Origin of the sequence: Paenibacillus sp. JZ16 (assembly GCF_015326965.1) — a bacterium.
Taxonomy (GTDB): Bacteria; Bacillota; Bacilli; order Paenibacillales; family Paenibacillaceae; genus Paenibacillus_AQ.
In genome coordinates, this window is sequence record NZ_CP017659.1 from 3,582,501 (window position 1) to 3,606,541 (window position 24,041).

The 24,041-nt window shown below is 47.4% G+C and carries 35 protein-coding genes and 1 rRNA gene (1 of these 36 only partly in view); 2 read left to right on the top strand and 34 right to left on the bottom strand.

Going from position 1 to position 24,041, the window contains the following annotated elements; all coding sequences use genetic code 11:
• The 3 genes from BJP58_RS16420 to BJP58_RS16430 form a co-directional block, all read right to left on the bottom strand.
• A 16S ribosomal RNA gene (locus BJP58_RS16420) occupies positions 1-752 on the bottom strand (it extends 804 nt beyond the left edge of the window).
• A gap of 368 nt (positions 753-1,120) precedes the next feature.
• Entirely contained in the window at positions 1,121-1,351 is a 231-nt protein-coding gene (locus BJP58_RS16425) for a hypothetical protein (protein ID WP_009592811.1), read from the bottom strand.
• Positions 1,352-1,562: 211 nt separating this feature from the next.
• A complete protein-coding gene (locus BJP58_RS16430) occupies positions 1,563-2,171 on the bottom strand; it encodes a stage II sporulation protein M (RefSeq protein WP_194544692.1) in 609 nt (202 codons plus the stop codon).
• A 94-nt stretch (positions 2,172-2,265) separates the two neighbouring features.
• Here BJP58_RS16430 and pdaB point away from each other — a divergent pair, with 94 nt between their 5' ends.
• Positions 2,266-3,069 carry a polysaccharide deacetylase family sporulation protein PdaB gene (pdaB, locus tag BJP58_RS16435; protein ID WP_071221000.1) on the top strand — a complete coding sequence of 268 codons (804 nt, stop codon included), beginning with the start codon at positions 2,266-2,268 and terminating at the stop codon, positions 3,067-3,069.
• 69 nt (positions 3,070-3,138) lie between these two features.
• Here the strand turns inward: pdaB and BJP58_RS16440 are convergent, their stop codons facing one another.
• A complete protein-coding gene (locus tag BJP58_RS16440; protein ID WP_076326206.1) occupies positions 3,139-3,732 on the bottom strand; it encodes a KinB-signaling pathway activation protein in 594 nt (197 codons plus the stop codon).
• 238 nt (positions 3,733-3,970) lie between these two features.
• Between BJP58_RS16440 and gerD the strand changes: the two genes are divergently transcribed.
• Entirely contained in the window at positions 3,971-4,681 is a 711-nt protein-coding gene (gene gerD / locus BJP58_RS16445) for a spore germination lipoprotein GerD (RefSeq protein ID WP_194544693.1), read from the top strand.
• A gap of 81 nt (positions 4,682-4,762) precedes the next feature.
• Here the strand turns inward: gerD and BJP58_RS16450 are convergent, their stop codons facing one another.
• The 30 genes from BJP58_RS16450 to rpsQ form a co-directional block, all read right to left on the bottom strand.
• Entirely contained in the window at positions 4,763-5,857 is a 1,095-nt protein-coding gene (locus BJP58_RS16450) for an Mrp/NBP35 family ATP-binding protein (protein ID WP_194544694.1), read from the bottom strand.
• A 63-nt stretch (positions 5,858-5,920) separates the two neighbouring features.
• Positions 5,921-6,694 carry an N-acetylmuramoyl-L-alanine amidase CwlD gene (gene cwlD / locus BJP58_RS16455; RefSeq protein ID WP_194544695.1) on the bottom strand — a complete coding sequence of 258 codons (774 nt, stop codon included), beginning with the start codon at positions 6,692-6,694 and terminating at the stop codon, positions 5,921-5,923.
• Positions 6,695-6,764: 70 nt separating this feature from the next.
• Positions 6,765-7,934 (bottom strand): sulfate adenylyltransferase, encoded by a 1,170-nt coding sequence (sat, locus tag BJP58_RS16460; RefSeq protein ID WP_194544696.1) that lies wholly within the window; start codon positions 7,932-7,934, stop codon positions 6,765-6,767.
• A gap of 57 nt (positions 7,935-7,991) precedes the next feature.
• Entirely contained in the window at positions 7,992-8,684 is a 693-nt protein-coding gene (locus tag BJP58_RS16465; protein ID WP_194544697.1) for a phosphoadenylyl-sulfate reductase, read from the bottom strand.
• Between the two features lie 189 nt (positions 8,685-8,873).
• Positions 8,874-10,523 carry an MDR family MFS transporter gene (locus BJP58_RS16470; RefSeq protein WP_194544698.1) on the bottom strand — a complete coding sequence of 550 codons (1,650 nt, stop codon included), beginning with the start codon at positions 10,521-10,523 and terminating at the stop codon, positions 8,874-8,876.
• A 9-nt stretch (positions 10,524-10,532) separates the two neighbouring features.
• On the bottom strand, positions 10,533-10,985 hold the full coding sequence (locus BJP58_RS16475; RefSeq protein WP_071221008.1) for a MarR family winged helix-turn-helix transcriptional regulator: 453 nt from the start codon (positions 10,983-10,985) through the stop codon (positions 10,533-10,535).
• 320 nt (positions 10,986-11,305) lie between these two features.
• Positions 11,306-11,698: a 30S ribosomal protein S9 gene (rpsI, locus tag BJP58_RS16480; protein ID WP_006212891.1), complete on the bottom strand. Its 393-nt coding sequence runs from the start codon at positions 11,696-11,698 to the stop codon at positions 11,306-11,308.
• A gap of 20 nt (positions 11,699-11,718) precedes the next feature.
• Positions 11,719-12,156 (bottom strand): 50S ribosomal protein L13, encoded by a 438-nt coding sequence (gene rplM / locus BJP58_RS16485; RefSeq protein ID WP_071221009.1) that lies wholly within the window; start codon positions 12,154-12,156, stop codon positions 11,719-11,721.
• Positions 12,157-12,464: 308 nt separating this feature from the next.
• Positions 12,465-13,247, bottom strand: a complete 783-nt coding sequence (gene truA, locus BJP58_RS16490; protein WP_194544699.1) for a tRNA pseudouridine(38-40) synthase TruA — start codon at positions 13,245-13,247, stop codon at positions 12,465-12,467.
• 312 nt (positions 13,248-13,559) lie between these two features.
• Positions 13,560-13,925 (bottom strand): 50S ribosomal protein L17, encoded by a 366-nt coding sequence (gene rplQ / locus BJP58_RS16495; RefSeq protein ID WP_194544700.1) that lies wholly within the window; start codon positions 13,923-13,925, stop codon positions 13,560-13,562.
• Positions 13,926-13,964: 39 nt separating this feature from the next.
• Complete coding sequence (locus BJP58_RS16500) at positions 13,965-14,909, bottom strand: DNA-directed RNA polymerase subunit alpha (RefSeq protein ID WP_071221012.1); 945 nt, start codon at positions 14,907-14,909, stop codon at positions 13,965-13,967.
• 134 nt (positions 14,910-15,043) lie between these two features.
• Entirely contained in the window at positions 15,044-15,439 is a 396-nt protein-coding gene (gene rpsK / locus BJP58_RS16505; RefSeq protein WP_009589209.1) for a 30S ribosomal protein S11, read from the bottom strand.
• Positions 15,440-15,458: 19 nt separating this feature from the next.
• Positions 15,459-15,827, bottom strand: a complete 369-nt coding sequence (rpsM, locus tag BJP58_RS16510; RefSeq protein WP_006212897.1) for a 30S ribosomal protein S13 — start codon at positions 15,825-15,827, stop codon at positions 15,459-15,461.
• A gap of 20 nt (positions 15,828-15,847) precedes the next feature.
• A complete protein-coding gene (rpmJ, locus tag BJP58_RS16515) occupies positions 15,848-15,961 on the bottom strand; it encodes a 50S ribosomal protein L36 (RefSeq protein WP_003333770.1) in 114 nt (37 codons plus the stop codon).
• Positions 15,962-16,092: 131 nt separating this feature from the next.
• The gene (infA, locus tag BJP58_RS16520) at positions 16,093-16,308 is read right to left on the bottom strand and encodes a translation initiation factor IF-1 (protein ID WP_006212898.1); all 216 of its coding nucleotides are present in this window, start codon (positions 16,306-16,308) and stop codon (positions 16,093-16,095) included.
• A 2-nt stretch (positions 16,309-16,310) separates the two neighbouring features.
• Positions 16,311-16,616, bottom strand: a complete 306-nt coding sequence (locus BJP58_RS16525; protein WP_194544701.1) for a KOW domain-containing RNA-binding protein — start codon at positions 16,614-16,616, stop codon at positions 16,311-16,313.
• A 9-nt stretch (positions 16,617-16,625) separates the two neighbouring features.
• The gene (gene map, locus BJP58_RS16530; protein WP_006212900.1) at positions 16,626-17,378 is read right to left on the bottom strand and encodes a type I methionyl aminopeptidase; all 753 of its coding nucleotides are present in this window, start codon (positions 17,376-17,378) and stop codon (positions 16,626-16,628) included.
• Positions 17,379-17,383: 5 nt separating this feature from the next.
• Positions 17,384-18,028, bottom strand: coding sequence for an adenylate kinase (locus BJP58_RS16535; RefSeq protein ID WP_194544702.1), 645 nt, complete (start codon positions 18,026-18,028; stop codon positions 17,384-17,386).
• 89 nt (positions 18,029-18,117) lie between these two features.
• Positions 18,118-19,416 (bottom strand): preprotein translocase subunit SecY, encoded by a 1,299-nt coding sequence (gene secY, locus BJP58_RS16540; RefSeq protein ID WP_194544703.1) that lies wholly within the window; start codon positions 19,414-19,416, stop codon positions 18,118-18,120.
• Positions 19,416-19,856: a 50S ribosomal protein L15 gene (rplO, locus tag BJP58_RS16545; protein ID WP_006212903.1), complete on the bottom strand. Its 441-nt coding sequence runs from the start codon at positions 19,854-19,856 to the stop codon at positions 19,416-19,418. The genes secY and rplO overlap by 1 nt, the downstream gene beginning before the upstream one ends.
• 46 nt (positions 19,857-19,902) lie before the next feature.
• Positions 19,903-20,088, bottom strand: coding sequence for a 50S ribosomal protein L30 (rpmD, locus tag BJP58_RS16550; protein ID WP_006212904.1), 186 nt, complete (start codon positions 20,086-20,088; stop codon positions 19,903-19,905).
• A 12-nt stretch (positions 20,089-20,100) separates the two neighbouring features.
• Positions 20,101-20,598, bottom strand: coding sequence for a 30S ribosomal protein S5 (rpsE, locus tag BJP58_RS16555; protein WP_009589212.1), 498 nt, complete (start codon positions 20,596-20,598; stop codon positions 20,101-20,103).
• 26 nt (positions 20,599-20,624) lie between these two features.
• Positions 20,625-20,993 (bottom strand): 50S ribosomal protein L18, encoded by a 369-nt coding sequence (gene rplR, locus BJP58_RS16560; protein ID WP_071221017.1) that lies wholly within the window; start codon positions 20,991-20,993, stop codon positions 20,625-20,627.
• 111 nt (positions 20,994-21,104) lie between these two features.
• Positions 21,105-21,647, bottom strand: a complete 543-nt coding sequence (gene rplF, locus BJP58_RS16565; protein ID WP_071221018.1) for a 50S ribosomal protein L6 — start codon at positions 21,645-21,647, stop codon at positions 21,105-21,107.
• A 29-nt stretch (positions 21,648-21,676) separates the two neighbouring features.
• Positions 21,677-22,075 carry a 30S ribosomal protein S8 gene (gene rpsH / locus BJP58_RS16570; protein ID WP_006212908.1) on the bottom strand — a complete coding sequence of 133 codons (399 nt, stop codon included), beginning with the start codon at positions 22,073-22,075 and terminating at the stop codon, positions 21,677-21,679.
• A 33-nt stretch (positions 22,076-22,108) separates the two neighbouring features.
• Positions 22,109-22,294, bottom strand: a complete 186-nt coding sequence (locus BJP58_RS16575; RefSeq protein WP_074961883.1) for a type Z 30S ribosomal protein S14 — start codon at positions 22,292-22,294, stop codon at positions 22,109-22,111.
• A gap of 46 nt (positions 22,295-22,340) precedes the next feature.
• On the bottom strand, positions 22,341-22,883 hold the full coding sequence (gene rplE, locus BJP58_RS16580; protein ID WP_007132558.1) for a 50S ribosomal protein L5: 543 nt from the start codon (positions 22,881-22,883) through the stop codon (positions 22,341-22,343).
• A 28-nt stretch (positions 22,884-22,911) separates the two neighbouring features.
• Positions 22,912-23,268: a 50S ribosomal protein L24 gene (gene rplX / locus BJP58_RS16585; RefSeq protein ID WP_006212910.1), complete on the bottom strand. Its 357-nt coding sequence runs from the start codon at positions 23,266-23,268 to the stop codon at positions 22,912-22,914.
• A gap of 77 nt (positions 23,269-23,345) precedes the next feature.
• Complete coding sequence (gene rplN / locus BJP58_RS16590) at positions 23,346-23,714, bottom strand: 50S ribosomal protein L14 (protein WP_006212911.1); 369 nt, start codon at positions 23,712-23,714, stop codon at positions 23,346-23,348.
• A gap of 36 nt (positions 23,715-23,750) precedes the next feature.
• The gene (rpsQ, locus tag BJP58_RS16595; RefSeq protein ID WP_009589223.1) at positions 23,751-24,017 is read right to left on the bottom strand and encodes a 30S ribosomal protein S17; all 267 of its coding nucleotides are present in this window, start codon (positions 24,015-24,017) and stop codon (positions 23,751-23,753) included.
• Between the last annotated feature and the right edge of the window lie 24 nt (positions 24,018-24,041).

The following is a 24,041-nucleotide window of genomic DNA, read 5'->3' on the forward strand; positions in this document are numbered from 1 at the left end:
CCCAGAGAGTCGCCTTCGCCACTGGTGTTCCTCCACATATCTACGCATTTCACCGCTACACGTGGAATTCCACTCTCCTCTTCTGCACTCAAGTCCCCCAGTTTCCAGTGCGACCCGAAGTTGAGCCTCGGGTTTAAACACCAGACTTAAAGAACCGCCTGCGCGCGCTTTACGCCCAATAATTCCGGACAACGCTTGCCCCCTACGTATTACCGCGGCTGCTGGCACGTAGTTAGCCGGGGCTTTCTTCTCAAGTACCGTCACTCTCCTAGCAGTTACTCTAGAAGACGTTCTTCCTTGGCAACAGAGCTTTACGATCCGAAAACCTTCATCACTCACGCGGCGTTGCTCCGTCAGGCTTTCGCCCATTGCGGAAGATTCCCTACTGCTGCCTCCCGTAGGAGTCTGGGCCGTGTCTCAGTCCCAGTGTGGCCGTTCACCCTCTCAGGTCGGCTACGCATCGTCGCCTTGGTGAGCCATTACCCCACCAACTAGCTAATGCGCCGCAGGCCCATCCCCAAGTGACAGATTACTCCGTCTTTCATTATTCCACAATGCTGTGAAATAAATTATCCGGTATTAGCTACCGTTTCCGGTAGTTATCCCAGTCTTGAGGGCAGGTTGCCTACGTGTTACTCACCCGTCCGCCGCTAACCATCAGGAGTGCAAGCACCCCATCAAGTCCGCTCGACTTGCATGTATTAGGCACGCCGCCAGCGTTCGTCCTGAGCCAGGATCAAACTCTCCAATAAGGATCGGAAGGAATCTCATACCCGAAGGTGATGAGGTGTTCCATCCTATGTTTGACTTGCTCATTTCTCAACTGACGAGAATTTGTTCAATTCTCTATTTCAACGTCCCACCAAAGTGGTTCGTTTTACTCACTCGTTGTTCAGTTTTCAAAGATCAATCTGTGTTTCTTGTTTGTCATCCGCATCTCAGCGGCGACTTTTATAATATATCATACTTCCTATCAACTTTGCAAGTACTTTTTTTAAAAAGTTTTTTTGAAGTTGGTTTTGAAGTTTGATGGCCGCCGGTTGGCGGCATCACCTTCGAAAAGGAAGCGAAAATTAATTTACCATATACTTAGCCGGTTAGTCAACACTTTTTCGTAAAATTAATGTTTGATTTGCGGAAACTTCCCGTTACGTGCATATTTGGAGAGTTCCTTCTGCGGTGCAAACCGGGCATACATGCGGAACACCGTTTTATATCGGTTAGCAATAGCCTGCCTGATGTTTTGGTCCAATCGTTGGTCGCTCAAATCCAGCAGCATCTCATCCAGTTCTTTTCGCAGTACATAATCAAGCTCTTTGCACTCTTTTTCATTGAATAGCATTCCCAGCATGATAGGACCTCCTTGTATAGTTAAGTGAACATGTAACGTCACTTCAATCGGATTAAAGCTGCTCTTGCCTATGTATTGGTGATTAACCGTATTGGCGGGATCTCTAAACCGAATGAATGCTGTCTGCACATTATGATGAACGTCCTGTCCACGCAGCTCTCTCTTTACTCTGCTAAGCTGCTTTATTAGGTATGCACAATTTCAGGGAAAATTATGACATCAGCCACAACGTAATTGTACTTTCGATCACTGCCGCAATGAGCAGCAGCACGACAACCCATAAGGATGCAGTACCCAGCTTGCGCCAAAACCCGCGCCACTCCGCGCCTATCCCGCTTCTGCGCTCCCCTGTTGCCACAATACTTCTCAATACCAGCCCGCCAAAAGCCAGGCCATACCCGCAGGCAATCACAATGACCGGTATCTCAATGATCCCATGTGGCAGCAGCCCTTTCACAATCAGATCAAACAGACTCTCTCCGCTCTCCCCCACAACCTTCAGCAAGAAACCTATCACCATGCCATTAATGACCAGGAAGAAGAACGGTATTACGCCGAGCAGCAAGCCTGAGAACATGACCAGCACGCTCTTAATGCTGTTGTTAAGAAAGATAAAGACAAAGAAATTCCATTCGGGATGATCGGAGGAACCGAGCTGCTGGCTAATCTCCCCTAATCCTTGAAGCTGACCTAGAAGGAATTGCTCGAACCCCTCTGAACTTGCTCCCGCCACGATTCCGGCGATAAATAAGACCGCTGCCAAGAGCAATGCCTTCCGGATCGATCTTAAATCTCTGAGAAAAATGCTAAAACGTAACATTCGCTACCTCCTAAATTGGTATAACTCGCAAGTACGAGCATATGTTGAAAGTAAACAAGCTATTGCACACTGAAGGGAGAGGGGCGCACGTATTATGAATTCTTTTTATGTATTCAACGGCAGAAAGATTAAGCGGTTTTTCTTCGTCCTTGCCGCGGCGATCTTTGCAATCGGCGTTATTTATGTGGAGAGTGACAACATCTCGGTCTTCTCCGAGAACAACCCGTCAGCGATTTACAGCGTGTCTACGGATAAGAAACAGATCGCTTTAACGTTTGACATCAGCTGGGGCGAAAAACGCGCAGAGCCTATTTTACAGGCCTTAAAAGACAATGGAGTTCAAAAAGCAACCTTCTTCCTGTCTGCGCCATGGAGCAAAACACATCCCGATATCGTGAATGCCATTAAGGAAAGCGGATATGAAATCGGGAGCCACGGCTTCAAGCACGATAATTACAGCACGCTCACCGATGAGGAAATACGCAAGCAGATTTCTTCGGCACATACTATTTTAACCGCAATGACCGGACAAGAACCCAAATTAATACGAATGCCTAACGGGGATTTTGACAAAAGAGTGCTCGGCATAGCCCAGAGCCTTAACTACACGGTGATCCAGTGGGATACCGACTCCAGGGACTGGAAGAATATCGGCGTCGACAAAATTGTGGACCGCGTCGTCTCCAAAGCACATCCGGGAGACATCGTGCTGATGCATGCCAGCGACTCCGTGAAGCAAACACATGAAGCTCTCCCTCTCATCATCAAGGAACTGCGTAATAAAGGCTACGAGTTCGTTACGGTAACAGATCTGCTTCAACAGGGCAGCGCCCAAGGCACCGAGGTTCGTGATCACGCTTCATTGCAGAAGAGCATCGAGGATGCAGGCGGACTTTAAACGCTCGAGAGGAACCCTGTAATTGAATCCTGTAATTGAATAATGTTTAACAAAAAAAGAGCTAAGGTGTTAGCTCTTTTTTTCGTCTTGTGTAACTTTATGAAGCGTCAGAATTTGGTATGCATTACAGATTAGCAATGGTACCACCATAAAGATCGTGGCGTTGCTGACTCCAATTTGCAGTACACCGATAATCTCCACAATGGAAATCGCCATCATGAAGAAGAGGGTCGGAATCCATGCATTAGCATTCGTGCTCTTCACTTTGAGATAAGCAACAACAACAGCAATAACCAAAATGGAAATACCTAAAATCAAATCCTGCTGCAGGCTAGTGGATCCGCCGACAAAGGTACGGAAGAACATTAGCTCCAGCAATGCTAGAACAGCCAACACAATCTGAATGTACTGCCAAGTCTTTCGGCGGAATATGCCTATCCCCATATAATTTAAAGTCAGGTACGCAAAAAAGCCCATCTGGGAGTATACGCTCACCAGTGCCCCGGAGCCCAACAAAATCAGCGGGTATATCAATAAATCGGCCATTCCCGTAAATTCGATCGCGCCATTAAACAACTGCAGGATCAAACCTACAATTAATGCCGCCACTGCCCCGACGAGCAGCGTTTTCAAAAACAATTTAGACCACTTTCGTAAGCTCAACTAACTTCCACCCCCACAGATCATTATTTTACCAACGTTCACAATAAAAAACCATTCTGAATCCGACATATTTCTGCAAATCCATCACATACTATGCGAAGAACCGTAAGAAAAACATCGATCGAGCGTACTTCACCAGAGGACCTACCTATAATGCTGCGGATGTTTTTCTTGCGATTATCGAATTTGTTCGGCTTCGCTTATAAATTCAATGATCTTAAAAAGGAGGACAACGGTAATGAAGTGGCCGTTATTTCGTTTATGTATTATCGTCTTCGTTGCTGCCGTGGTGCTTACCGCTTGTGGTGCAGAACAAAGCTCGTCCCCGCAGCTCGGATATAAAGAAATCAAGTCCATGGTGGTCGACATTCTGAAAACCGACGAAGGTAAAAAAGCGGTAGAGGAAGCGCTGGGCGGTGGATCTGGCGGTTCCTCCGGAAGCGGCGGATCCATGGGGATGCGGATGATGTCCGCCCAGTCCGGGGATCAAATTCGCATGGCCGTTAAGGATACACTGGTATCGGAGGAATATAAGAAGGAAATTGAGAAGATTATGACCGATCCGCAATTCGCGGGTGATTTTGCCAAAGCCATCAATTCCGAGAGCAAGCAGCTGCATATGCAGCTCATCAAAGACCCAACCTATCAAAAAGCGATTCAAGATATGTTAAAATCTCCGGACGTGATGAAATCGTTTCTTGAACTGACCAATACCCCGGATTATCGCAAACAGTCCATGACCGTGATGCAGGAAGCTATGCAGAACCCGCTGTTCCGCATGGAGGTGCTGGAACTGCTTAAAACGGTTGTAAAAGACGAACTTCAGCCTAAAGTGGAGAAGAAAAAAGAAGGACAAGGACAAGAAGAGCAAGGCGGCGGCGGTGGTGAAGGTGGCGGTGAAGGCGGCGGTGAAGGAGAAGAAGGAGGCGGTGAAGGCGGCGGCAGTTAAGCAGCACTTCCCCATCTCTCCCATAAACATTAACAGGCTCCCTAACTAGGGAGCCTGTTTCATTATATGCTTATTGACCATCTAGATGGATTCCTCAAGCTTGCCTGCAATCCTTGCGGCGATTTCATCGTAGATCCCTGCGCTCTCGGTACCTGCCTTATACACCGACGGGGAGAAGTCCGGCTCTGAAGGGTGGTTATCCGGCGCTCCCAACGGAAGCTGCGCGAGCAGCTCGGTATGAAGCGTTTCTGCAAGCTTCCCTCCGCCTCCACGACCAAATACATAATCCTTCTCCCCGCCATGGGAGCAGACATAATAAGACATGTTCTCGACGACGCCTAAGATTTCATGATCGGTCTGCAGGGCCATGGCACCCGCTCTGGCAGCTACAAACGCCGCCGTAGCATGCGGGGTGGTTACGATGATCTCTTTGCTCTGCGGAATCATCTGATGCACGTCCAGCGCCACGTCCCCTGTCCCTGGCGGCAGGTCCAGCAGCATGTAGTCCAAATCCCCCCAAGCGACATCCGTGAAAAATTGACGCAGCATTTTGCCAAGCATCGGTCCGCGCCAAATCACCGGACTATTCTCGCGGATGAAGAAGCCCATGGACATCACCTTGACACCAAAACGCTCAACCGGATGGATGACACCCTCCTCGGTTACGGACGGCCCCTCTTCAATGCCCATCATATCCGGTACGCTGAAGCCATAAATATCGGCATCAATCAAGCCTACCTTCTTGCCTTGCCGAGCCAAAGCTGCAGCTAAATTCACCGTAACGGTGGATTTACCCACGCCGCCTTTGCCGCTTGCAATCGCAATGAAATGAACGCCGGATTGCTCGCTAAGGAGCATATTCTGCTCCATGCCGGCGGCATGTCCTTTTGTCAGCTTCTCGCGATCGTTATCTTCCTCACGGGCTGCTCCGCTAACGGCATTGTCCAGAGGGCGCATGCGGATATGTATATCTTCTGCCCCCATAGCTTCAAGAATTTCTCTGATCTGCGCCTCCAAGGAAGCGCGTACATCTTCACTGCTGTAAGTCACGGATAATCGGACCGTGCGTTCCTTCACAACAATATCTCGAATACGCTGGAGCTCCATTAAGCTCTTTCCGGTTTCGGGATCGCGTAAAGGCTGGAGTATCTCCTGTACCGTTTCTCTAGTCAGCATATAAGCACCTCTGCTCTATGTAATGGAATAGACAATGTTTCGATATTCCTGTCCATTATACCATTACTCTGCAGCTTGTGACGACTCGCTGGCGGACTCTCCGGACGTATATCGCAAAATGCCATTATACACAGAGGCTGCGACCTTTCTCTGGTATTTCTCATCACGCAGCAATTCGGATTCCTCCGGATGGGACAAGAAACCGACCTCTACCAAGGCAGAAGGCATGCGCAGAGCTTGAAGCAAAAATATCTTATCATCCGTTTTGGCCAAACGCTGCGTATTCTCCAGGTTATGCCGTATTTCTGCCTGAATCAATTCAGCGAGTTTTTGACTTTCCCCGTTATTTGGAGGGAAAAAGGTCTGCGCCCCTCTCCACCGATTGGACGGAATGCTGTTCAGATGCATGCTGATAAACAGATCCGCCTTACTCTCCTCGATCATCCGAACGCGTTGCTTGAGGTCTTCCGTTTTACGCTTGGAATACCCCTTTGTGCTTTCTGCAGCCAGGTCATAGTCTCCTTCTCTTGTCATAATGACGAGTGCGCCTGCCTGCTGTAAATAATCACGCAAATACAAGGTGATGGCCAGGTTTACATCCTTCTCGATGACGCCTTGTCGGCTTACCGCCCCCCCATCTGGCCCGCCATGTCCTGCATCAAGGGCAATGACTTTGCCGGCAAGCGGCAAACTCCAGGTATTCGACGTTTTGGCAGAGGGGATTTCGTATGTTACAACGACAATGAGCAGTGCCAGCAGCGCAGCTCCAATCAGGGTTTGCTTGACTCTCTTTAGCGATATCCATACCGTAACCTTGTCCGATCTCCGCCTGGACATAACAAAACCACCTCGTCCCATGAGTTGTTCTACTCCATCATATGGGACAAGGTGGCTATTTATGCCTTGGTTAGACCGTAATCTGCTCTTTCATGCCTTCGATTAACACTTGCGCGACTTCGGGGCGCGTAAATTCCGGTGGCGGGCACTGTCCTTCGCGAAGCAAGCCACGAACCTTCGTTCCCGACAAGGTCAGATGAGCCTCCTTAGGATGAGGGCATGTTTTGCTTGAAGCCATGTTTCCGCAAGTGGTGCAGAAGAAGCTGTGCTCAAAGAACAGCGGGGTAATACCCAACTCTTCTGCAGTGAAATTCTTGAAAATTTCCTGAGCCTCATACGTGCCGTAATAGTCACCGACTCCTGCGTGATCCCGGCCAACGATAAAATGGGTACAGCCATAGTTTTTACGGACCATTGCATGGAATATAGCTTCTCTAGGCCCCGCATAACGCATGGCAGCCGGAAATACGCCCAGGAAGGTGCGATCCGCTGGATAGTAGTTCTCCAGCAAGGTCAGATAGCTCTTCATTCGCACATTGGCAGGAACGTCATCCGATTTGGTCTCTCCTACAAGCGGATTGAGGAATAGTGCGTCTACGATTTCCATGGCACTCTTCTGAATGTATTCATGTGCACGGTGAACCGGATTACGTGTCTGAAAGCCTACAACTGTATTCCAGCCCTTCGCTTTGAACTGTTCCCGGGTCTCTGCCGGATCAAAATAAAACTCGCCAAACCGTTCCGGCTGCGGACGATTCAGCACTTGGATCGGCCCGCCTACATAGATTGAAGGACGTTCGAAAAGTTTCTTCACGCCGGGATGCTCCGGATCATCCGTCTTAAATACTTGAACAGCCTCAGCTTGCTGATCCACCTGATAGACGCTCTCTACATCGATAACGCCGTAGACGACCCCATCTTCTTCGCCTACAAGGGCCGCCTTCTCGCCGACGGCAAGTTTAGCCGCTGTATCCTCATCAACAGCCAGGGTAACCGGTATGCTCCAGACCGTACCGTCCGCTAAACGCATAGAGGAAACCACAGACTTGTGATCCTGCTCGTTCAAAAATCCTTGCAGTGGCGAAAATGCCCCGACCCCGATCAAATCCAGATCCGAGATGCTCCAAGCGTTTACGGGGATCTTATGAAGAGTGTCGACCTGTTTCAATAAATCTTCACGCTCTGCTCCTTGGGCTACCCGCTGTACCAGCGTACCGCCATGAGGGAGTATGGCTGTCATGAATAATTCCTCCTTCTTATGCTGTAACTGTACGATCCTAAGTACATCATGATTCGTTTATTTATGAAGTCCGCATTCCGTCTTCTCATGACCTGACCAGCGTCCAGCACGTGGGTCTTCTCCTGGCATGACCTGTCGTGTGCAATATTCGCAGCCAATGCTCGGATAATTCTGATCATGCAGCGGGTTGTAGATGATCTCATTAGTTCGGATATAGTTCCACACATCCTCGCTAGTCCATGCCGCGATCGGATTGAACTTCACCAAACCGAACTTGGTATCATATTCAATCTTCTTCGAATTCGCCCGGGTAGGGGCTTGATCTCTTCGTATCCCTGTAATCCAAGCCTCATACTGAGACAGAATCCGGGTCAATGGCTCTACCTTTCGGATGTTGCAGCACTCATTCGGGCTGACGCTCCATAATGCTTCACCATACTGTGCCGCTTGCTCTTCAGGCGTAATGAGCGGAGAGACCCGCACGAATTCCAGGCCATAACGTTCGGCCATACGATCCCGCGTTTCGTACGTTTCCTTGAAGTGAAAATCGGTATCCAGATAAAAAATATCCGTCGACGGGCTAATCTTTTGAATCATGTCCACCAATACCACATCTTCTGCTCCAAAGCTGCAAGCAAACGTTATATTGGGAAATGTCTTGATCGCATATGCGATGACTTCCTCAGCCGATGCATGCTCAAGCTCTTCTGCTTGCACTCGAATCAAATCCTCTTTCTCCAGCAAATTCATGATTGGATGCCTCCCCCGATATTAATCCCGATAATCCTACTGAAATAATATGAATTAAATACAGTATAAAACATTCCTAATAAATGTCAACATCAAATCGTTACCATGATAAACGAAAAAACCCTTCCTGCATAAGCAGAAAGGGTCTTCTTTCTCTTCGATTTCCAAACATTTTGACAAATACCAATCTTAGTCTGTTGTTGCCACCGATACCTCTTTAGCTCTAGTACCTGCGCCGGCACTCTTCCCTTCCGAGTCGTCGGATTTGGGAGCGGATGCCTGATTCGTCGTTCGCAGCGGAATCTCCTTTAAGAAGAACACAAGCAGCAGCGCGACTACGAGGACTAACGTACCTGTGAGGAACACCATGGACAATGTATTTCCAAGTGCATCGCGGATACTGTCGATCATTTGCGCGAACAAAGACTGTACATCGGCAGGAAGACTTGCCTGCGTTTGTTCGATCAGCGGTTTATTCATCAGTGTCTGCGGATTAGCGAAGGACAACATCTGCTGTGCCAGCTGTGGATCCACCGTGCTAAAATCCGGTGCATTCGTCGACTGAAGTGCTTCCTTCAAATTCTTCGTCAGATTATTCGACATAACCGTTCCCATAACCGCGATCCCGATTGTGCCGCCGAGATTACGGAACAACTGGGATGATGCCGTTGCTACACCGAGTTCATTGTGGGGTACCGCATTCTGCGTAGCCAGCGAGAATACCGGCATACCCAAACCAAGACCGATACCAAAAATAATGGTACTAACTACCGTAAGCCAAATGTTGTCCATGAACACCATAATGCCCATACCGACCATCATAATGGGAACTCCAAGAAGTGCGTACCGTTTGTACTTACCGCTTTTAGCGATGAGTTGACCTGCTATAGCACTCGTACCCATCATGAAAATCGACATCGGGATGGTTACATAACCGGCATAGGTTGGTGAGATGCCAAGCACACCTTGAACATAGAAGGAAATATAAATCATGGCACCCATCAGACCAAAGTTCATAAAAAATCCAATCAGATTAGAAACCGTAACGACACTATTTTTGAACAAACTAAGTGGCAATACCGGCTCCTTCGCCTTCATCTCTACCAAGATAAAGATAAAAGCCGATACGACTGAAGCTGCGATGAGACCAATAATCTGCGGTGATCCCCAAGCATATTCCGTACCAGCCCAAGAAAAGGCCAGCAGTAAAGGAACGATGGACGTTGTAAGGAATAAGGAACCCAAATAGTCAATGGACTGGCCAGGCTTGCGTTCAACCTTCGGAAACAACGTCCAAATCATGATAAAGGCTACTACACCCAGCGGCAGGAAGATCCAGAATAACCAACGCCATTCGATGTTATCGACCAGATATCCGCCAAGCGTAGGGCCAAGTACACTGGAAAAACCGAATACCGCGGTCATCAGACCCATCCATTTGCCACGTTCGCGCGGTGGAAATAAGTCCCCGACCGACATAAATGCGGTTGATTGAATAATACCGGCACCTATACCTTGAATACCGCGATAAATAATGAATTGATACACGTCTGTTGATGTACCCGTCAGGAAAGCCCCTAACATAAAAAATAATATACCTATCAAAATAAACGGCTTACGCCCGAACATGTCGGACAGCTTACCTACCAATATCGTTGCGATCGTTGATGTTAACAAATAAATATTGATGGTCCATGTATAATAATCCATGCCATCAAGAATGGCGATAATCCGCGGCATTGCGGTGCTCGTTATCGTCTGGTTAATGGCTGCGAAGAACATCGCAGCCATGATCGCAATCATAATTGAAACTTTACGTTTAAGCGTTAAATGCTCCATGCTCCACCTCTACCCGTTGTTGTGATTGTCTTTATCTATGTTTGACAGCATCAAGGAGAAGATTCTTCTCAAATGCTGAATGTCTTCCTCAGAGAGAAAATTGAAAAACCCCTGAATCATTTCCTTCTGATCCTTCTTCACTTTCCTAATTACATCTAGACCCGGTTCCAAGAGTGTGATGTTGACAACTCTCCGGTCATCCTCTGCACGCTCTTTTTGCAAGTATCCTTCCGCAACCAATTTATCCGTTAGGCCGGTTATAGCCGGCGGTGTTAAAGACAAAGCTTCGGCAAGCTCCGATACCTTCAGTGGCCCTCGCAGCTTTAATACATACAGCACCTGAAATTGTGGAAAGCTTAAGTTGTACTTCCCGGCGCTCGACTTGTTCCATTCCTGATGAATGTTCTTCAGCAGTGCCCGGAACATCGACGACACCTTGAAAATCTCTTCATTGCGATCCAACCATATCCCCCCTTCTCTGGTCCGAAAATTACTTATTTAATTAATGATTAAATATTAATTATTTAAGTACTTAATTAATTCGCAATTAATAATATATCTCTATTTACATATCAAGTCAAGTGGTTAACGATGTAAGATCATCCCTATCTACATCCATCTATTCGCAGGTTGTGCACATCATGTGAACAACCGGTTCTAGATTTGGCCAACGAAATCGGAGTGAATTGTCCATCCTGTGAATATCTTTGTGGACAACCGCTTTCTCTAAACATAAAAAAGCCCTTGACCATAATGGCCAAGGGCTTGGTAAGTCGCAAATATTAACGTTTGGAGAACTGAGGCGCGCGACGAGCTGCTTTAAGACCGTATTTCTTACGCTCTTTCATACGAGGGTCGCGAGTCAGGAATCCAGCTCTTTTCAGAGAAGGACGGAATTCTGGATCTGCTTTCAGAAGAGCACGGGAGATACCGTGACGGATTGCTCCAGCTTGACCGGAGATGCCGCCACCGTGAGCGATGACAAGCACGTCATATTTGCCCAGTGTTTCTGTCAGATTCAAAGGTTGTTTAACGATCAGCTTGAGTGTTTCCAAACCGAAGTATTCATTAATATCACGTTTATTGATGACAATGCGTCCTTCACCCGGTACGAGGCGTACACGTGCTACCGAGTGTTTACGACGACCTGTCCCATAGTATTGTACTTGTGCCATGAAACTGTCCTCCTTTATAATTAACCGCGAAGTTCGTAAGCTTCTGGTTTTTGTGCTTCATGTGGATGTGCTGTGCCTGCATATGCTTTCAGTCTCAGCTTCATTTTCTCGCCCATGCGAGTTTTAGGAAGCATGCCGTGAACCGCGCTTTCGATTACACGCTCTGGGTATTTCGCAATCAGGTCTTGAGCTGTAGTTACTTTCAATCCACCTGGATGCAGGGAGTGACGATAGTATTTTTTGTTCTCCATCTTTTTGCCAGTGAGGTGGATTTTCTCGGCGTTGATAACAACCACGAAATCCCCTGTGTCAACATGTGGAGTGAATTGAGGCTTATGTTTGCCGCGGATCAGAGCCGCAACTTCACTTGCCAAACGGCCAAGCGTCTTGCCTTCGGCATCAACGATGTACCATTTGCGCTCAACTTCATTTGGCTTCGCCATATAGGTGGTACGCATGTATAGTTCCTCCTTGTATTCGTCCGAAAATCATCATTAATTTTCATTATTTATCTTCATTCATGTTTAAAGCATTGTCATGGTGTTGCAGTCTTGCATTCGGCATTTTCTTAACCGGGGCTGTGGGAGAGCCGTTAAGAAAACACAACTTATATAATACAGGATTACGCCCACTTCCGCAAGTGTTTTTTGGTTTTCCACCTTACACCATGCGTGTAATTCAAACAAGTCGCCCATCACATCCAGAAGTGATTTCTTCTTCTTTATGTGATCGCCTTATCCGTGGTCTGATATCGACGGGCATTGGGTTAGTCCTTTCCGGCGATATCATACTCCACTTCCCATAACATCAGGCCCTTGCCCATGGCTGTCGGGCCGGCTGCTGCCCGGTTTTTGGCTTCCAGTATGACCAACATGTCATCCGGATGGCGCTTGCCTTCTCCTACCTCAATCAACGTCCCCATAATGATCCGAACCATATGCTGCAGAAACCCGTTCCCGGATACGTACGTATGAATGACTCCTTGATCTCTCGTGCCGGGACGGCACATAGACGTATCCTTCTCGATCCAGGCATCAAAAATAGTACGAACGTGAGACGGCTTCGTTGACTTCCGTGACGCAAACGTTGTATAGTCATGCGTTCCGATCAGATGAGAAAGTCCCTGCTCCATGGCTGCGATATCCAGTTTCCCATGATGATGGATCTGGTACCGCCGATTGAATAGATCCGGATATTGGTTAGCATTGATGGTAAAACGATAGGTTTTGCGTTTCGCTGCGTGCCGGGAATGGAATTCCATGGGTACCTCCATCGCATCCGAAACCACGATATCTTCCGGCAGCCAGGTGTTTAATGCCATACACCAACGCTCAACGGGAATTGGAGAAGCTGTGTAGAAATTGAATACTTGGGCACGAGCATGCACCCCAGCATCTGTCCGGCCTGAAGCCGTAATCTTGAGCTGTTCACCAGACAAACGGCGGATCGCTTCCTCCAAATAGTCCTGAATCGTGTGGCCACCGGGCTGGGTCTGAAAGCCGTTATAATCGGTACCATCGTAACTGACCTTCATCAGAAGATTACGCATTGCTGACCTCCTGAGTATAGCGGAAGTTTCTTTCGCTTATAGAATGTCATCAGCTTCGCTGATAACTTATACATTCTACATCCATCAAAAAAAGAGCCCCATAGGAGCTCCTTTTCATCATGTTAAGCCGAACCCTTCGAGTCAGCCACATGACTAGAAGGTCCCCGTTATTGTTGCCCATGGAGTAGTCGAGACGAGTCGAACCAGATGATCGACTATATCTCGCACCACTTCCCGTTCATGGCTCCAAGAATAAACATCTACAGAGCCGGGCATACATAACTACAGTCACTTCAATGGAACAAAGCTATATTACGCGCGATCTACCAGTTCCAAGTAAACCATTGGAGCTGCGTCACCACGACGAGGTCCCAGTTTCAGGATACGAGTGTATCCGCCTGGACGCTCTACGTAGCGAGGAGCGATTTCGGAGAACAATTTTTGGATTGCATCTTGTTCACCGTCTACTGTTTCACGACGCACGAATGCAGCTACTTGACGACGAGCGTGAAGATCACCTTTTTTTGCTTTTGTGATCAACTTCTCAGCGATCGAACGAACTTCTTTCGCTTTGGCTTCAGTCGTTTGAATGCGCTCATATAAGAAAAGGTCGGTTACCAGGTCACGGAACAACGCTTTACGCGCACTGGAATCGCGGCCCAACTTTTGGTATGCCATGTGTTTTTCCCTCCTTTGCTAAGCTAAGCCGAATCTATGCTATTCTTCCGTACGAAGTCCCAGGCCCAACTCCTCAAGCTTCTCTTGTACTTCCTCCAAGGATTTGCGTCCGAGGTTCCGGACTTTCATCATATCCTCTTCGGTTTTCGTGGTCAGCTCTTGTACCGTATTAATGCCGGCACGTTTCAAGCAGTTGTAGGAACGAACGGAAAGATCCAGCTCTTCGATCGTCATTTCAAGCACTTTTTCTTTCTTGTCTTCTTCTTTCTCAACCATGATCTCAGCATCCTTCGCTTCGTCGGTCAGACCTACGAAGAGGAACAGATGCTCAGTCAAGATTTTCGCGCCGAGACTAACAGCTTCTTCCGGGCGGATGCTGCCATCCGTCCAAATTTCAAGCGTCAGTTTATCGTAGTTGGTTACTTGACCAACACGCGTATTTTCCACACCGTAGTTAACACGGCTAATCGGAGTATAGATCGAATCGACGGGAATGACGCCGATAGGCTGGTCATCGCGTTTGTTCCGATCCGCCTGGACATAGCCACGACCGCGACTGGCAAAAATACGCATATGAAGTCTTGCACCAGGGCCGAGCGTTGCAATATGAAGATCTGGGTTCAGAATCTCCACATCACTATCCGCACGGATGTCACCAGCAGTAACAACCCCTTCACCCTCCGCATCAATCTCGAACACTTTCTCTTCATCGGAATGAATTTTCAGAGACAAAGCTTTCAGGTTCAGGATGACCTCGGTCACGTCTTCCATGACACCCGGAATCGTGGAAAATTCATGCAGCACGCCATCGATTTGAATCGATGTGACTGCAGCTCCCGGTAGTGAGGATAACAAGATGCGGCGAAGCGAGTTCCCCAGCGTCGTGCCATACCCTCTCTCCAGAGGCTCAACTACGAATTTCCCATAGGTTCCATCTTCATTGACATCAACGGTCTCAATTTTCGGCTTTTCGATTTCAATCACGCAAGTACCCCTCCTTCAAACGTCGCTCCTATATGAAACTGTCATCTTATCCAGTAATCCATGTAGTAGTATGCCTAAACAACCATTATTAGCAGATTGCAACGGATTTATACCACATTAACAGGATGACTTCATTATACGCGACGACGTTTTGGTGGGCGGCATCCGTTATGTGGAATTGGTGTAACGTCTTTGATCAGGTTGACTTCGAGACCTGCTGCTTGCAGAGAACGAATTGCTGCTTCACGACCAGCACCAGGACCTTTAACCATTACTTCCACCGCTTTCATACCGTGTTCCATAGCCGCTTTGGCAGCTGTTTCAGCAGCCATTTGCGCAGCGAACGGGGTCGACTTACGGGAACCTTTAAATCCAAGGCCGCCGGAGCTTGCCCAAGAAATCGCGTTTCCGTGAGGATCCGTAATCGTTACGATTGTATTGTTGAATGTGGAGCGGATATGAGCCACGCCACTTTCAATATTTTTGCGGTCACGACGTTTAGTACGTACGACTTTTTTTGGTTTAGCCATTGTCTATTATCCCCCTTTCTTATTTCTTCTTGTTCGCTACGGTACGACGAGGACCTTTACGTGTACGAGCATTCGTTTTAGTACGTTGACCACGAACAGGCAATCCACGACGGTGACGAATACCGCGGTAGCAGCCGATCTCCGTGAGACGTTTAATATTTAAGGAAATTTCACGACGCAGGTCACCTTCTACCTTAACCATACCATCGATCGTTTCGCGCAATTTGCTGACTTCATCTTCTGTCAAATCACGGACACGAGTGTCTGCATTGATTCCAGTTTCTTTCAGTACTTTCTGGGAAGTCGTTTTACCGATTCCGAAAATGTAAGTCAAGGCGATCTCAACGCGTTTGTCACGTGGCAAATCCACACCAGCTATACGAGCCATTTTACGCTACACCCCCTTCTTTAACCTTGTTTTTGTTTGTGTTTCGGATTTTCACAGATAACCATTACGTTCCCTTTGCGGCGAATGACTTTGCATTTTTCGCAAATAGGCTTTACAGAAGGTCTTACCTTCATGCTAATTACCTCCTCCAAGTTTTACGTTGTAAAACCAGCTTCGAAACTAAAGTAGTTTGTTACCGCTGCTGAGTTTTACGTCAGTAAAACCGCTTCGCAGCTTTCCTTAATTCCCCAGGGGAACCTTGAATCTATTTACGGTACGTGATACGACCTTTGGTTAAATCATACGGCGAGAGTTGAACAACCACTTTGTCTCCTGTAAGGATACGGATAAAGTGCATCCGCAGCTTTCCGGAAACATGAGCGAGAATTTGATGACCATTCTCCAGCTCGACTTTAAAGGTAGCATTCGGCAACGGCTCAATGACCGTTCCTTCGACTTCAATGACATCTTCTTTAGCCACAGTTAGTCTCCTTTCTGATCTGCCTTGGATTTATCGGATACAAACCGGTCCAGTGCGAAACGCAGTTTACCGTTTGTAACCCGACCGCTTTCTTGCAAACTGTTTACCACTTCACTGCTAATGTAGGATTGAGGTTCAAGATGAAGAACATTCTTCTTCTTGGCCCCGTCAAACTTGCGTTTGTCCCCATCCGCGATCCACACGAACCTGCTGTCCTCAATCGAAACGATAACGGCATACTGTCCGGCATCTCTGCCTTTTAGTATCTTAACAATCTGACCGGGCTGAAGCGTGATTTCATTATTCATGTTATCACCCTATTCCGGCAGCTTCGTCAAAATTTCCATGCCATCCGGCGTGACTGCTACCGTATGCTCGAAGTGAGCACATAGTGAGCCGTCTACCGTTACAACCGTCCAGTTGTCTTCCAGCGTCTTGACGTTCCGCTTACCCGCATTGACCATCGGCTCAATCGCGAGCACCATGCCCGGTTTGAGTCTTGGTCCGCGGTCAGGGATGCCATAGTTCGGAATTTGCGGATCCTCATGCAGATCGGTACCCACACCATGACCAACGTATTCCCGGACGACAGAGAAACCTGCATCCTCGATATGACGCTGTATGGCATGAGAGATTGTAAACAAGCGGACATCGGGTTTGATTAGCGCAAGTCCAGCATAGAGCGATCCTTCCGTTACGTCCAGCAGACGCTGGGCCTCTTCGGAAATCTCTCCTACAGCGTAGGTCCATGCCGAGTCACCATGGTAACCCTGGTACTGTGCACCGATATCAAACGTAACGATATCGCCCTCGATTAATTTGCGTTTGCCTGGAAATCCATGCACCAATTCTTCGTTGACTGATGCGCAAATGCTGGAAGGAAATCCGTTGTAGCCTTTAAAAGATGGCACAGCGCCTTGGCTTCGAATGAACTTGTCGGCCATAAGGTCAAGTTCCCCGGTCGTAATGCCCGGTTCTACATGAGCGGCAAGGAGTTTGTGGCATTCCGCCACGATCCTTCCTGCTTCTCTCATCAAGCTCAGTTCCGTTTCGGATTTACAAATGATCATTATACTTAACCTCTCAGTATAGACGCAATTTGTGTTGAAACCGCGTCGATTTCCTGATCACCATCGATTTGACGCAAAAGACCTTTGTTCTCATAAAACGTGAGGAGTGGTGCTGTTTTGTTGATATATTCGTCTAAACGAATGCCGACGCTCTCTTCGTTATCATCGGAGCGCTGGTACAATTCGCCGCCGCATTTATCACAAATGCCTTCCTGTTTAGGAGGATTAAAGATCACATGATAAGTCGAACCACAGTTTTTGCAAATCCGGCGGCCGGTAAGGCGAGCCAGAAGCTTTTCCCGATCAACTTTCAGGTTGATGACGTGATCGAGACCAGTATTCAAGCGGGCGAGAATGTCATCCAGCGCTTCCGCTTGCGAAAGGGTTCTTGGAAAACCGTCCAATAAAAAACCTTTTTCGCAATCGGACTGCTGCAGACGCTCTTCCACAATACCAATCGTTACGTCATCCGGTACCAGCAGACCCTGATCCATGAATTCCTTCGCTTTAATCCCGATGGGAGTTCCTTGTTTGATCGCGAGACGAAATGCATCGCCTGTTGAAATATGAGGAATACCGAATTCATTCACGATGTTTTCTGCTTGCGTCCCTTTTCCTGCCCCAGGAGGACCCATGAATAAGATGTTCACCTTACGTCACTCCCTCCCCTTGATTGACTAGCAAGAACAACACAATAGGCGCCGGGAAGCGATACAGACCACTCGCCGGAACCTATCGCCTATTTATTGATAAAACCTTTGTAATGACGTTTGATCAGTTGGCTTTCGATCTGCTTCATCGTATCCAGTGCAACACCGACCACGATCAAGAGGGACGTACCACCAATCTGAACCGTACGCGGAAGACCTGCAAGTGATCCAAAGAACACCGGAAGTACGGAGATCACGGCCAGGAACAGAGCTCCTGTCATGGTCAGACGGGTCATAACCCGGGTCAGATACTTCTCGGTAGCTTTACCAGGACGAATGCCCGGTACATAGCCGCCGTTCTTCTTCATATTATCAGCCATTTGGTTCGGATTCATCTGCACGAAAGTGTAGAAGAACGTGAAACCAATGATCATGAGTACATACAGTACCATTCCAAGCGGGCTGTCATAAGCCAGATTCGCCGTAACCCATTTCGCCCAATTCTGGTGTCCCCAGAAGCTAGCGAGGATAACCGGGAACTGCAGCAGTGACATCGCAAAGATTACCGGAATAACGCCTGCTCCGTTAATCTTGAGTGGAATGTGTGTATTCTGTCCGCCGTACATTTTGTTTCCTACAACACGCTTCGCGTATTGAACCGGAATTTTACGGATACCTTGCTGAATGAATACAACACCGGTAATGATCAGAACCAAAATCAGTAGGATGATGACACCCTTCAGAATGTTCATGAACACTTGACCATCCTGAATGAAGTTCGATTCGATCGTAGTCCGAATGTGCATCGGGATACCAGCAGCGATACCTGCAAAGATAATGATCGAAATACCGTTACCGATTCCGCGTTCCGTAATCTGTTCGCCGAGCCACATCAGGAATGATGTACCTGCGGTAAGCACGATCGCAATAACAACAAAATCGATAAACGTTGCTCCAGGAACCATATCCATGCCATACATACGGTTAAACCCGATGGACATTGCGAATGCCTGGATCAAACCCAATATTACCGTACCATAACGAGTAATTTGAGCCAACTGTTTCTTCCCGTGTTCCCCTTGTTTGTTCCATTCCGCAAACTTTGGAATGACGTCCATCGACAACAACTGTACGATAATGGACGCAGTAATATATGGAAATATCGAAAGGGCAAAGATCGAAAACTGCGATAGTGCGCCCCCCGAGAACGTGTTAAGAAGACCGAACAACTCATTGCCTGCCTGATTCGTCTGGGTAAAAACATCTTTGTTAACACCGGGAACCGGAACAAAGGATCCAATACGGAAGATGATCAGAACGAATAAGGTGAACAAAATACGCTTGCGAAGGTCATCCACACGCCATATATTTTTCAGGGTCTTAAACATTAGATCACCTCGGTTTTACCGCCGGCAGCCTCGATCTTCTCTACCGCAGATTGAGAAAACTTATTAGCTTTTACAGTCAAAGAAACGGTAACTTCACCGTTGCCAAGAATTTTGATTCCGCTCTTTGTATTGTTAACAATACCGCTCTCAACCAAAACTTCTGGAGTCACTTCAGTACCTGCTGCAAAGCTGTTAAGTTCTTCGATGTTCACAATCGCGTACTCTTTCCGAGTTGGGTTTACGAAACCGCGCTTCGGAAGACGACGATACAATGGGTTCTGTCCACCTTCGAAGCCTGGACGTACACCACCGCCGGAACGAGAGTTTTGTCCTTTGTGACCGCGACCCGACGTTTTACCCGTACCGCTACTAGTACCGCGTCCAACGCGCTTGCGCTCTTTGCGGGATCCAGGTGCTGGGCTCAGCTCATGTAACTTCATCGTTCGTTGCACCTCCTTAATATGTCCGGGAATAAACTGCCCGGGATTAACCTTCGATTTCTTTAACAGAAACCAGGTGATTTACTTTCTTAATCATTCCGCGAATTGCAGCATTGTCGCTTTGAACCACGGAATGGTTGATTTTGCGAAGTCCGAGTGTTTTCACGGTTGCACGCTGATCCTCTGGACGACCAATCACGCTGCGTACGAGGGTGATTTCAAGTTTAGCCATGAGATTCCCTCCTTAACCCAACAGCTCTTCGACGGATTTGCCGCGAAGCTTGGCAACATCTTCAACACGCTTCAGGCGGGACAACCCTTCCAAAGTCGCATTGACCATGTTCATGGAGTTCGAAGAACCTAGAGATTTTGTCAAAATGTCGCCTACGCCAGCCAGTTCAAGTACTGCACGAACCGGTCCGCCAGCGATAACCCCAGTACCTTCAGATGCCGGCTTCAACAATACTCGGCCTGCTCCGAAGTGACCTGTTACGAGGTGAGGAATAGTTGTTCCAACAAGTGGAATGTGAATCAGGTTTTTCTTAGCATCTTCAATACCTTTGCGGATTGCATCCGGTACTTCGCCTGCTTTACCGATACCTGCTCCTACCCAACCTTTGCCATCACCGACAACTACCAGTGCACTAAAGCTAAAGCGACGTCCGCCTTTTACAACTTTAGCAACGCGGTTAATGTTTACTACTCTTTCAGTCAGTTCTAAAGTGTTAGGATCTACACGCAAGTCGTTTACCTCCTTTTGAAAATATCTTAGAATTCAAGGCCTGCCTCGCGAGCTGCCTCTGCAAGTGCTTGAATACGTCCATGATACAAGTATCCACCACGATCGAATACGATCACTTTGTAACCTTTGTCTGCAGCACGTTTTGCAACGAGTTCGCCGACTTTACGAGCGGATTCAACGCTTCCGCCGTTCTTGATGTCGTTAGCCAGTTCTTTATCCAGCGTAGAAGCTGATGCCAAAGTCACGCCAGCCACGTCGTCGATCAATTGAGCATAGATGTGTTTCGAAGAACGGAACACGTTCAGACGTGGACGTTCTGCTGTGCCTTGGATTTTCTTACGGACACGCAGGTGTCTTTTCAGACGAGCTTTGTTCTTGTCTTGTTTCGTGATCATGCTTCCATTTCCTCCCTTCAGTTTTGCCTTAAGAGCTTCACTTTTAGACGCATCGGGTAAGTATGGGAGAAGAAGTAAGTTATCCACCAGGTAAATCCCCGGTCAGCTAACTTATTTCTTCTTACCAGCTTTACCTTCCTTACGGATAATGCGTTCACCTTCGTATTTAATACCTTTACCTTTGTATGGCTCAGGCTCACGTACGGAACGAATCTTAGCAGCGTATGCACCTACGCGCTCTTTATCGATACCACGAACCGTGATTTTTGTGTTTGCCGGTACGTCGAACTCGATACCTGGCTCCGGTGTAATTTCAACTGGGTGGGAGTAACCCACGTTCAGAACGATTTTATCTCCGGATTTGCTTGCACGGTATCCGACACCTACCAACTCAAGGTTTTTCGAGAATCCTTCAGTTACACCGTTGACCATATTCGAGACAACGCTGCGGGTCGTGCCGTGAAGAGAGCGATGTGTTTTGTTGTCGGAAGGACGAACAACATTGATCTCGTTGTTTTCTACTGTAATTTGCATGTCTTTATGCAGTTCACGAGTCAAGGTACCTTTAGGTCCTTTAACAGTGATTACAGTGTTATCCAGTGTGACTTCCACACCGTTTGGAATAGCAATTGGTTTACGACCAATACGGGACATTCATTACACCTCCTATCTTGTGACGTTGATTACCATACGTAGCAGAGAACTTCTCCGCCAGCTTTGGATTGACGAGCTTCTTTGTCGGTCATAACTCCCTTAGACGTGGAGATGATCGCAATACCCAAACCACCAAGTACGCGAGGTACTTCGTTGCTCTTCGTGTAAACGCGAAGACCTGGTTTGCTGATTCTTTTCAGACCTGTGATTACACGTTCGTTGTTGGAACCATATTTCAGGAATACACGAATGATCCCTTGTTTATTGTCTTCCACAAACTCTGCATCACGGATGAAGCCTTCACGCTTCAAAATGTCAGCGATTTGTTTTTTAATCGTCGAAGCAGGCATTTCTACTGTTTCGTGGCGAACCGTGTTCGCGTTACGAATACGAGTTAGCATATCTGCAATTGGATCGGACATAGTCATGTAGGATAAACCTCCTTCCCGTTTATAAACTTCTTACCAGCTTGCTTTTTTCACGCCAGGAATCTGGCCTTTATAAGCTAATTCACGGAAACAAATTCTGCAAATTTTAAACTTCTGCAGTACCGAATGTGGGCGACCACAACGTTCACAACGGGTATATGCCCGTACTTTGTATTTCGGTGTACGTTGTTGTTTAACTTTCATCGAAGTTTTTGCCACTTAGCCTGACACCTCCTAAATAGTTTCGGAGAAAAGGACAACCGTCTTATTTCGCGAAAGGCATGCCCAGTTGAGCAAGCAGTTCACGGGATTCTTCGTCGGTTTTAGCAGTCGTTACGATAACGATGTCCATACCGCGAACTTTATCCACTTTGTCATACTCAATTTCAGGGAAAATGAGTTGCTCTTTCAGACCGAGCGTATAGTTACCGCGTCCGTCAAATGCTTTGGTGGACACGCCTTGAAAGTCACGTACACGTGGAAGTGTAACGTTGAACAGCTTGTCGAGGAAGTAGTACATACGCTCACCGCGCAGTGTTACCTTCACACCGATCGGCATGTTCTCACGCAGTTTGAATCCCGCGATGGATTTCTTCGCACGGGTGATAACCGGTTTTTGACCAGCAATCAGCTGCATGTCGTTCACAGCGGAATCAAGCACCTTCGAGTTAGCTACAGCGTCACCTACACCCATGTTGATGACAACCTTCTCGATTTTTGGTACCTGCATTACTGTCTTATAGCTAAACTTCTGCATCAGAGCAGGAGTTACTTCGTTCAAAAAACGTTCTTTCATTCTTGCTGCCATGATTCAAGGACCTCCTTTCTAAACCGTCTTATTTATCGATAACTTCTCCGGATCTTTTAGCTACGCGAACTTTTTTACCGTTGTCCAGTACTTTGTAACCGATACGGGTTACTTTTCCGCTCTTCGGATCAACGTGCATAACGTTCGATACATGGATCGGAGCTTCCTTCTCGATGATACCGCCTTGTGGGTTCATTTGGTTTGGCTTCTGGTGCTTCTTAATCATGTTCACACCTTCAACCAAAACACGATTTTCACGAGGGTACGCTGCGATGACACGGCCTTTTTTGCCTTTGTCTTTACCGCTGATGACGATAACTGTATCATCTTTTTTCACGTGCAGTTTGTTGCTATGGGATTCCAGGACTTTTTTCACTTTAGGCATTCGTTACACCTCCTATGACTAGCCAGTTCAACTATTTATCGGGTTCCCGAAAAGTTACGTCACTTTTTGGGGTGTTATTAGATTACTTCCGGAGCCAAGGAAACGATTTTCATGTAGTCTCTTTCGCGAAGTTCGCGAGCAACTGGTCCGAAAATACGAGTTCCGCGTGGGCTTCTGTCGTCTTTAACAACAACAGCTGCATTCTCGTCAAATGAGATGTAAGATCCGTCTTTACGACGTACAGAACGTTTCGTGCGAACGACTACCGCTCTTACTACATCACCCTTTTTGACAACGCCGCCTGGTGTTGCTTGTTTGACGGAACATACGATCAAATCACCGATTTGAGCTGTACGACGACCAGTACCACCCAATACGCGGATACACATCAGTTCCTTCGCACCGGAGTTGTCAGCAACAGCTAAACGTGTAAATGGTTGAATCATTTAAATTTCCTCCTTCCATCAAAAACTGATCATATCTTAGATGATTACCGCTTTTTCAACCACTTCTACCAATCTCCAGCGCTTGTCTTTGGAGAGAGGGCGAGTTTCCATGATTTTAACGGTATCTCCGATTTGAGCTTGATTGTTCTCATCATGCGCTTTAAATTTTTTTGTGTATTTAATGCGTTTGTGATACAAGTCATGCTTCTTATAGGTTTCAACAGCTACAACAATGGTTTTATCCATTTTATCGCTGACAACTTTACCAATTTGCACTTTACGAGCATTGCGTTCTTCGCTCATTTGTTAGCCTCCTTCCTGAATACA

Bases quoted from the DNA above. Each gene is read 5' to 3' on its own strand.
- BJP58_RS16425 (WP_009592811.1), bottom strand. From the start codon at position 1,351: ATGCTGGGAATGCTATTCAATGAAAAAGAGTGCAAAGAGCTTGATTAT.
- BJP58_RS16430 (WP_194544692.1), bottom strand. From the start codon at position 2,171: ATGTTACGTTTTAGCATTTTTCTCAGAGATTTAAGATCGATCCGGAAG.
- pdaB (WP_071221000.1), top strand. From the start codon at position 2,266: ATGAATTCTTTTTATGTATTCAACGGCAGAAAGATTAAGCGGTTTTTC.
- gerD (WP_194544693.1), top strand. From the start codon at position 3,971: ATGAAGTGGCCGTTATTTCGTTTATGTATTATCGTCTTCGTTGCTGCC.
- BJP58_RS16450 (WP_194544694.1), bottom strand. From the start codon at position 5,857: ATGCTGACTAGAGAAACGGTACAGGAGATACTCCAGCCTTTACGCGAT.
- cwlD (WP_194544695.1), bottom strand. From the start codon at position 6,694: ATGTCCAGGCGGAGATCGGACAAGGTTACGGTATGGATATCGCTAAAG.
- sat (WP_194544696.1), bottom strand. From the start codon at position 7,934: ATGACAGCCATACTCCCTCATGGCGGTACGCTGGTACAGCGGGTAGCC.
- BJP58_RS16465 (WP_194544697.1), bottom strand. From the start codon at position 8,684: ATGAATTTGCTGGAGAAAGAGGATTTGATTCGAGTGCAAGCAGAAGAG.
- BJP58_RS16470 (WP_194544698.1), bottom strand. From the start codon at position 10,523: ATGGAGCATTTAACGCTTAAACGTAAAGTTTCAATTATGATTGCGATC.
- rpsI (WP_006212891.1), bottom strand. From the start codon at position 11,698: ATGGCACAAGTACAATACTATGGGACAGGTCGTCGTAAACACTCGGTA.
- rplM (WP_071221009.1), bottom strand. From the start codon at position 12,156: ATGCGTACCACCTATATGGCGAAGCCAAATGAAGTTGAGCGCAAATGG.
- truA (WP_194544699.1), bottom strand. From the start codon at position 13,247: ATGCGTAATCTTCTGATGAAGGTCAGTTACGATGGTACCGATTATAAC.
- rplQ (WP_194544700.1), bottom strand. From the start codon at position 13,925: ATGGCATACCAAAAGTTGGGCCGCGATTCCAGTGCGCGTAAAGCGTTG.
- rpsK (WP_009589209.1), bottom strand. From the start codon at position 15,439: ATGGCTAAACCAAAAAAAGTCGTACGTACTAAACGTCGTGACCGCAAA.
- rpsM (WP_006212897.1), bottom strand. From the start codon at position 15,827: ATGGCTCGTATAGCTGGTGTGGATTTGCCACGTGACAAACGCGTTGAG.
- rpmJ (WP_003333770.1), bottom strand. From the start codon at position 15,961: ATGAAGGTAAGACCTTCTGTAAAGCCTATTTGCGAAAAATGCAAAGTC.
- BJP58_RS16525 (WP_194544701.1), bottom strand. From the start codon at position 16,616: ATGAATAATGAAATCACGCTTCAGCCCGGTCAGATTGTTAAGATACTA.
- map (WP_006212900.1), bottom strand. From the start codon at position 17,378: ATGATCATTTGTAAATCCGAAACGGAACTGAGCTTGATGAGAGAAGCA.
- secY (WP_194544703.1), bottom strand. From the start codon at position 19,416: ATGTTTAAGACCCTGAAAAATATATGGCGTGTGGATGACCTTCGCAAG.
- rplO (WP_006212903.1), bottom strand. From the start codon at position 19,856: ATGAAGTTACATGAGCTGAGCCCAGCACCTGGATCCCGCAAAGAGCGC.
- rpmD (WP_006212904.1), bottom strand. From the start codon at position 20,088: ATGGCTAAACTTGAAATCACCCTCGTACGCAGCGTGATTGGTCGTCCA.
- rplR (WP_071221017.1), bottom strand. From the start codon at position 20,993: ATGATCACGAAACAAGACAAGAACAAAGCTCGTCTGAAAAGACACCTG.
- rplF (WP_071221018.1), bottom strand. From the start codon at position 21,647: ATGTCCCGTATTGGTCGTAAACCAATTGCTATTCCAAACGGTGTGGAA.
- rpsH (WP_006212908.1), bottom strand. From the start codon at position 22,075: ATGACTATGTCCGATCCAATTGCAGATATGCTAACTCGTATTCGTAAC.
- rplE (WP_007132558.1), bottom strand. From the start codon at position 22,883: ATGGCAGCAAGAATGAAAGAACGTTTTTTGAACGAAGTAACTCCTGCT.
- rplX (WP_006212910.1), bottom strand. From the start codon at position 23,268: ATGCCTAAAGTGAAAAAAGTCCTGGAATCCCATAGCAACAAACTGCAC.
- rplN (WP_006212911.1), bottom strand. From the start codon at position 23,714: ATGATTCAACCATTTACACGTTTAGCTGTTGCTGACAACTCCGGTGCG.
- rpsQ (WP_009589223.1), bottom strand. From the start codon at position 24,017: ATGAGCGAAGAACGCAATGCTCGTAAAGTGCAAATTGGTAAAGTTGTC.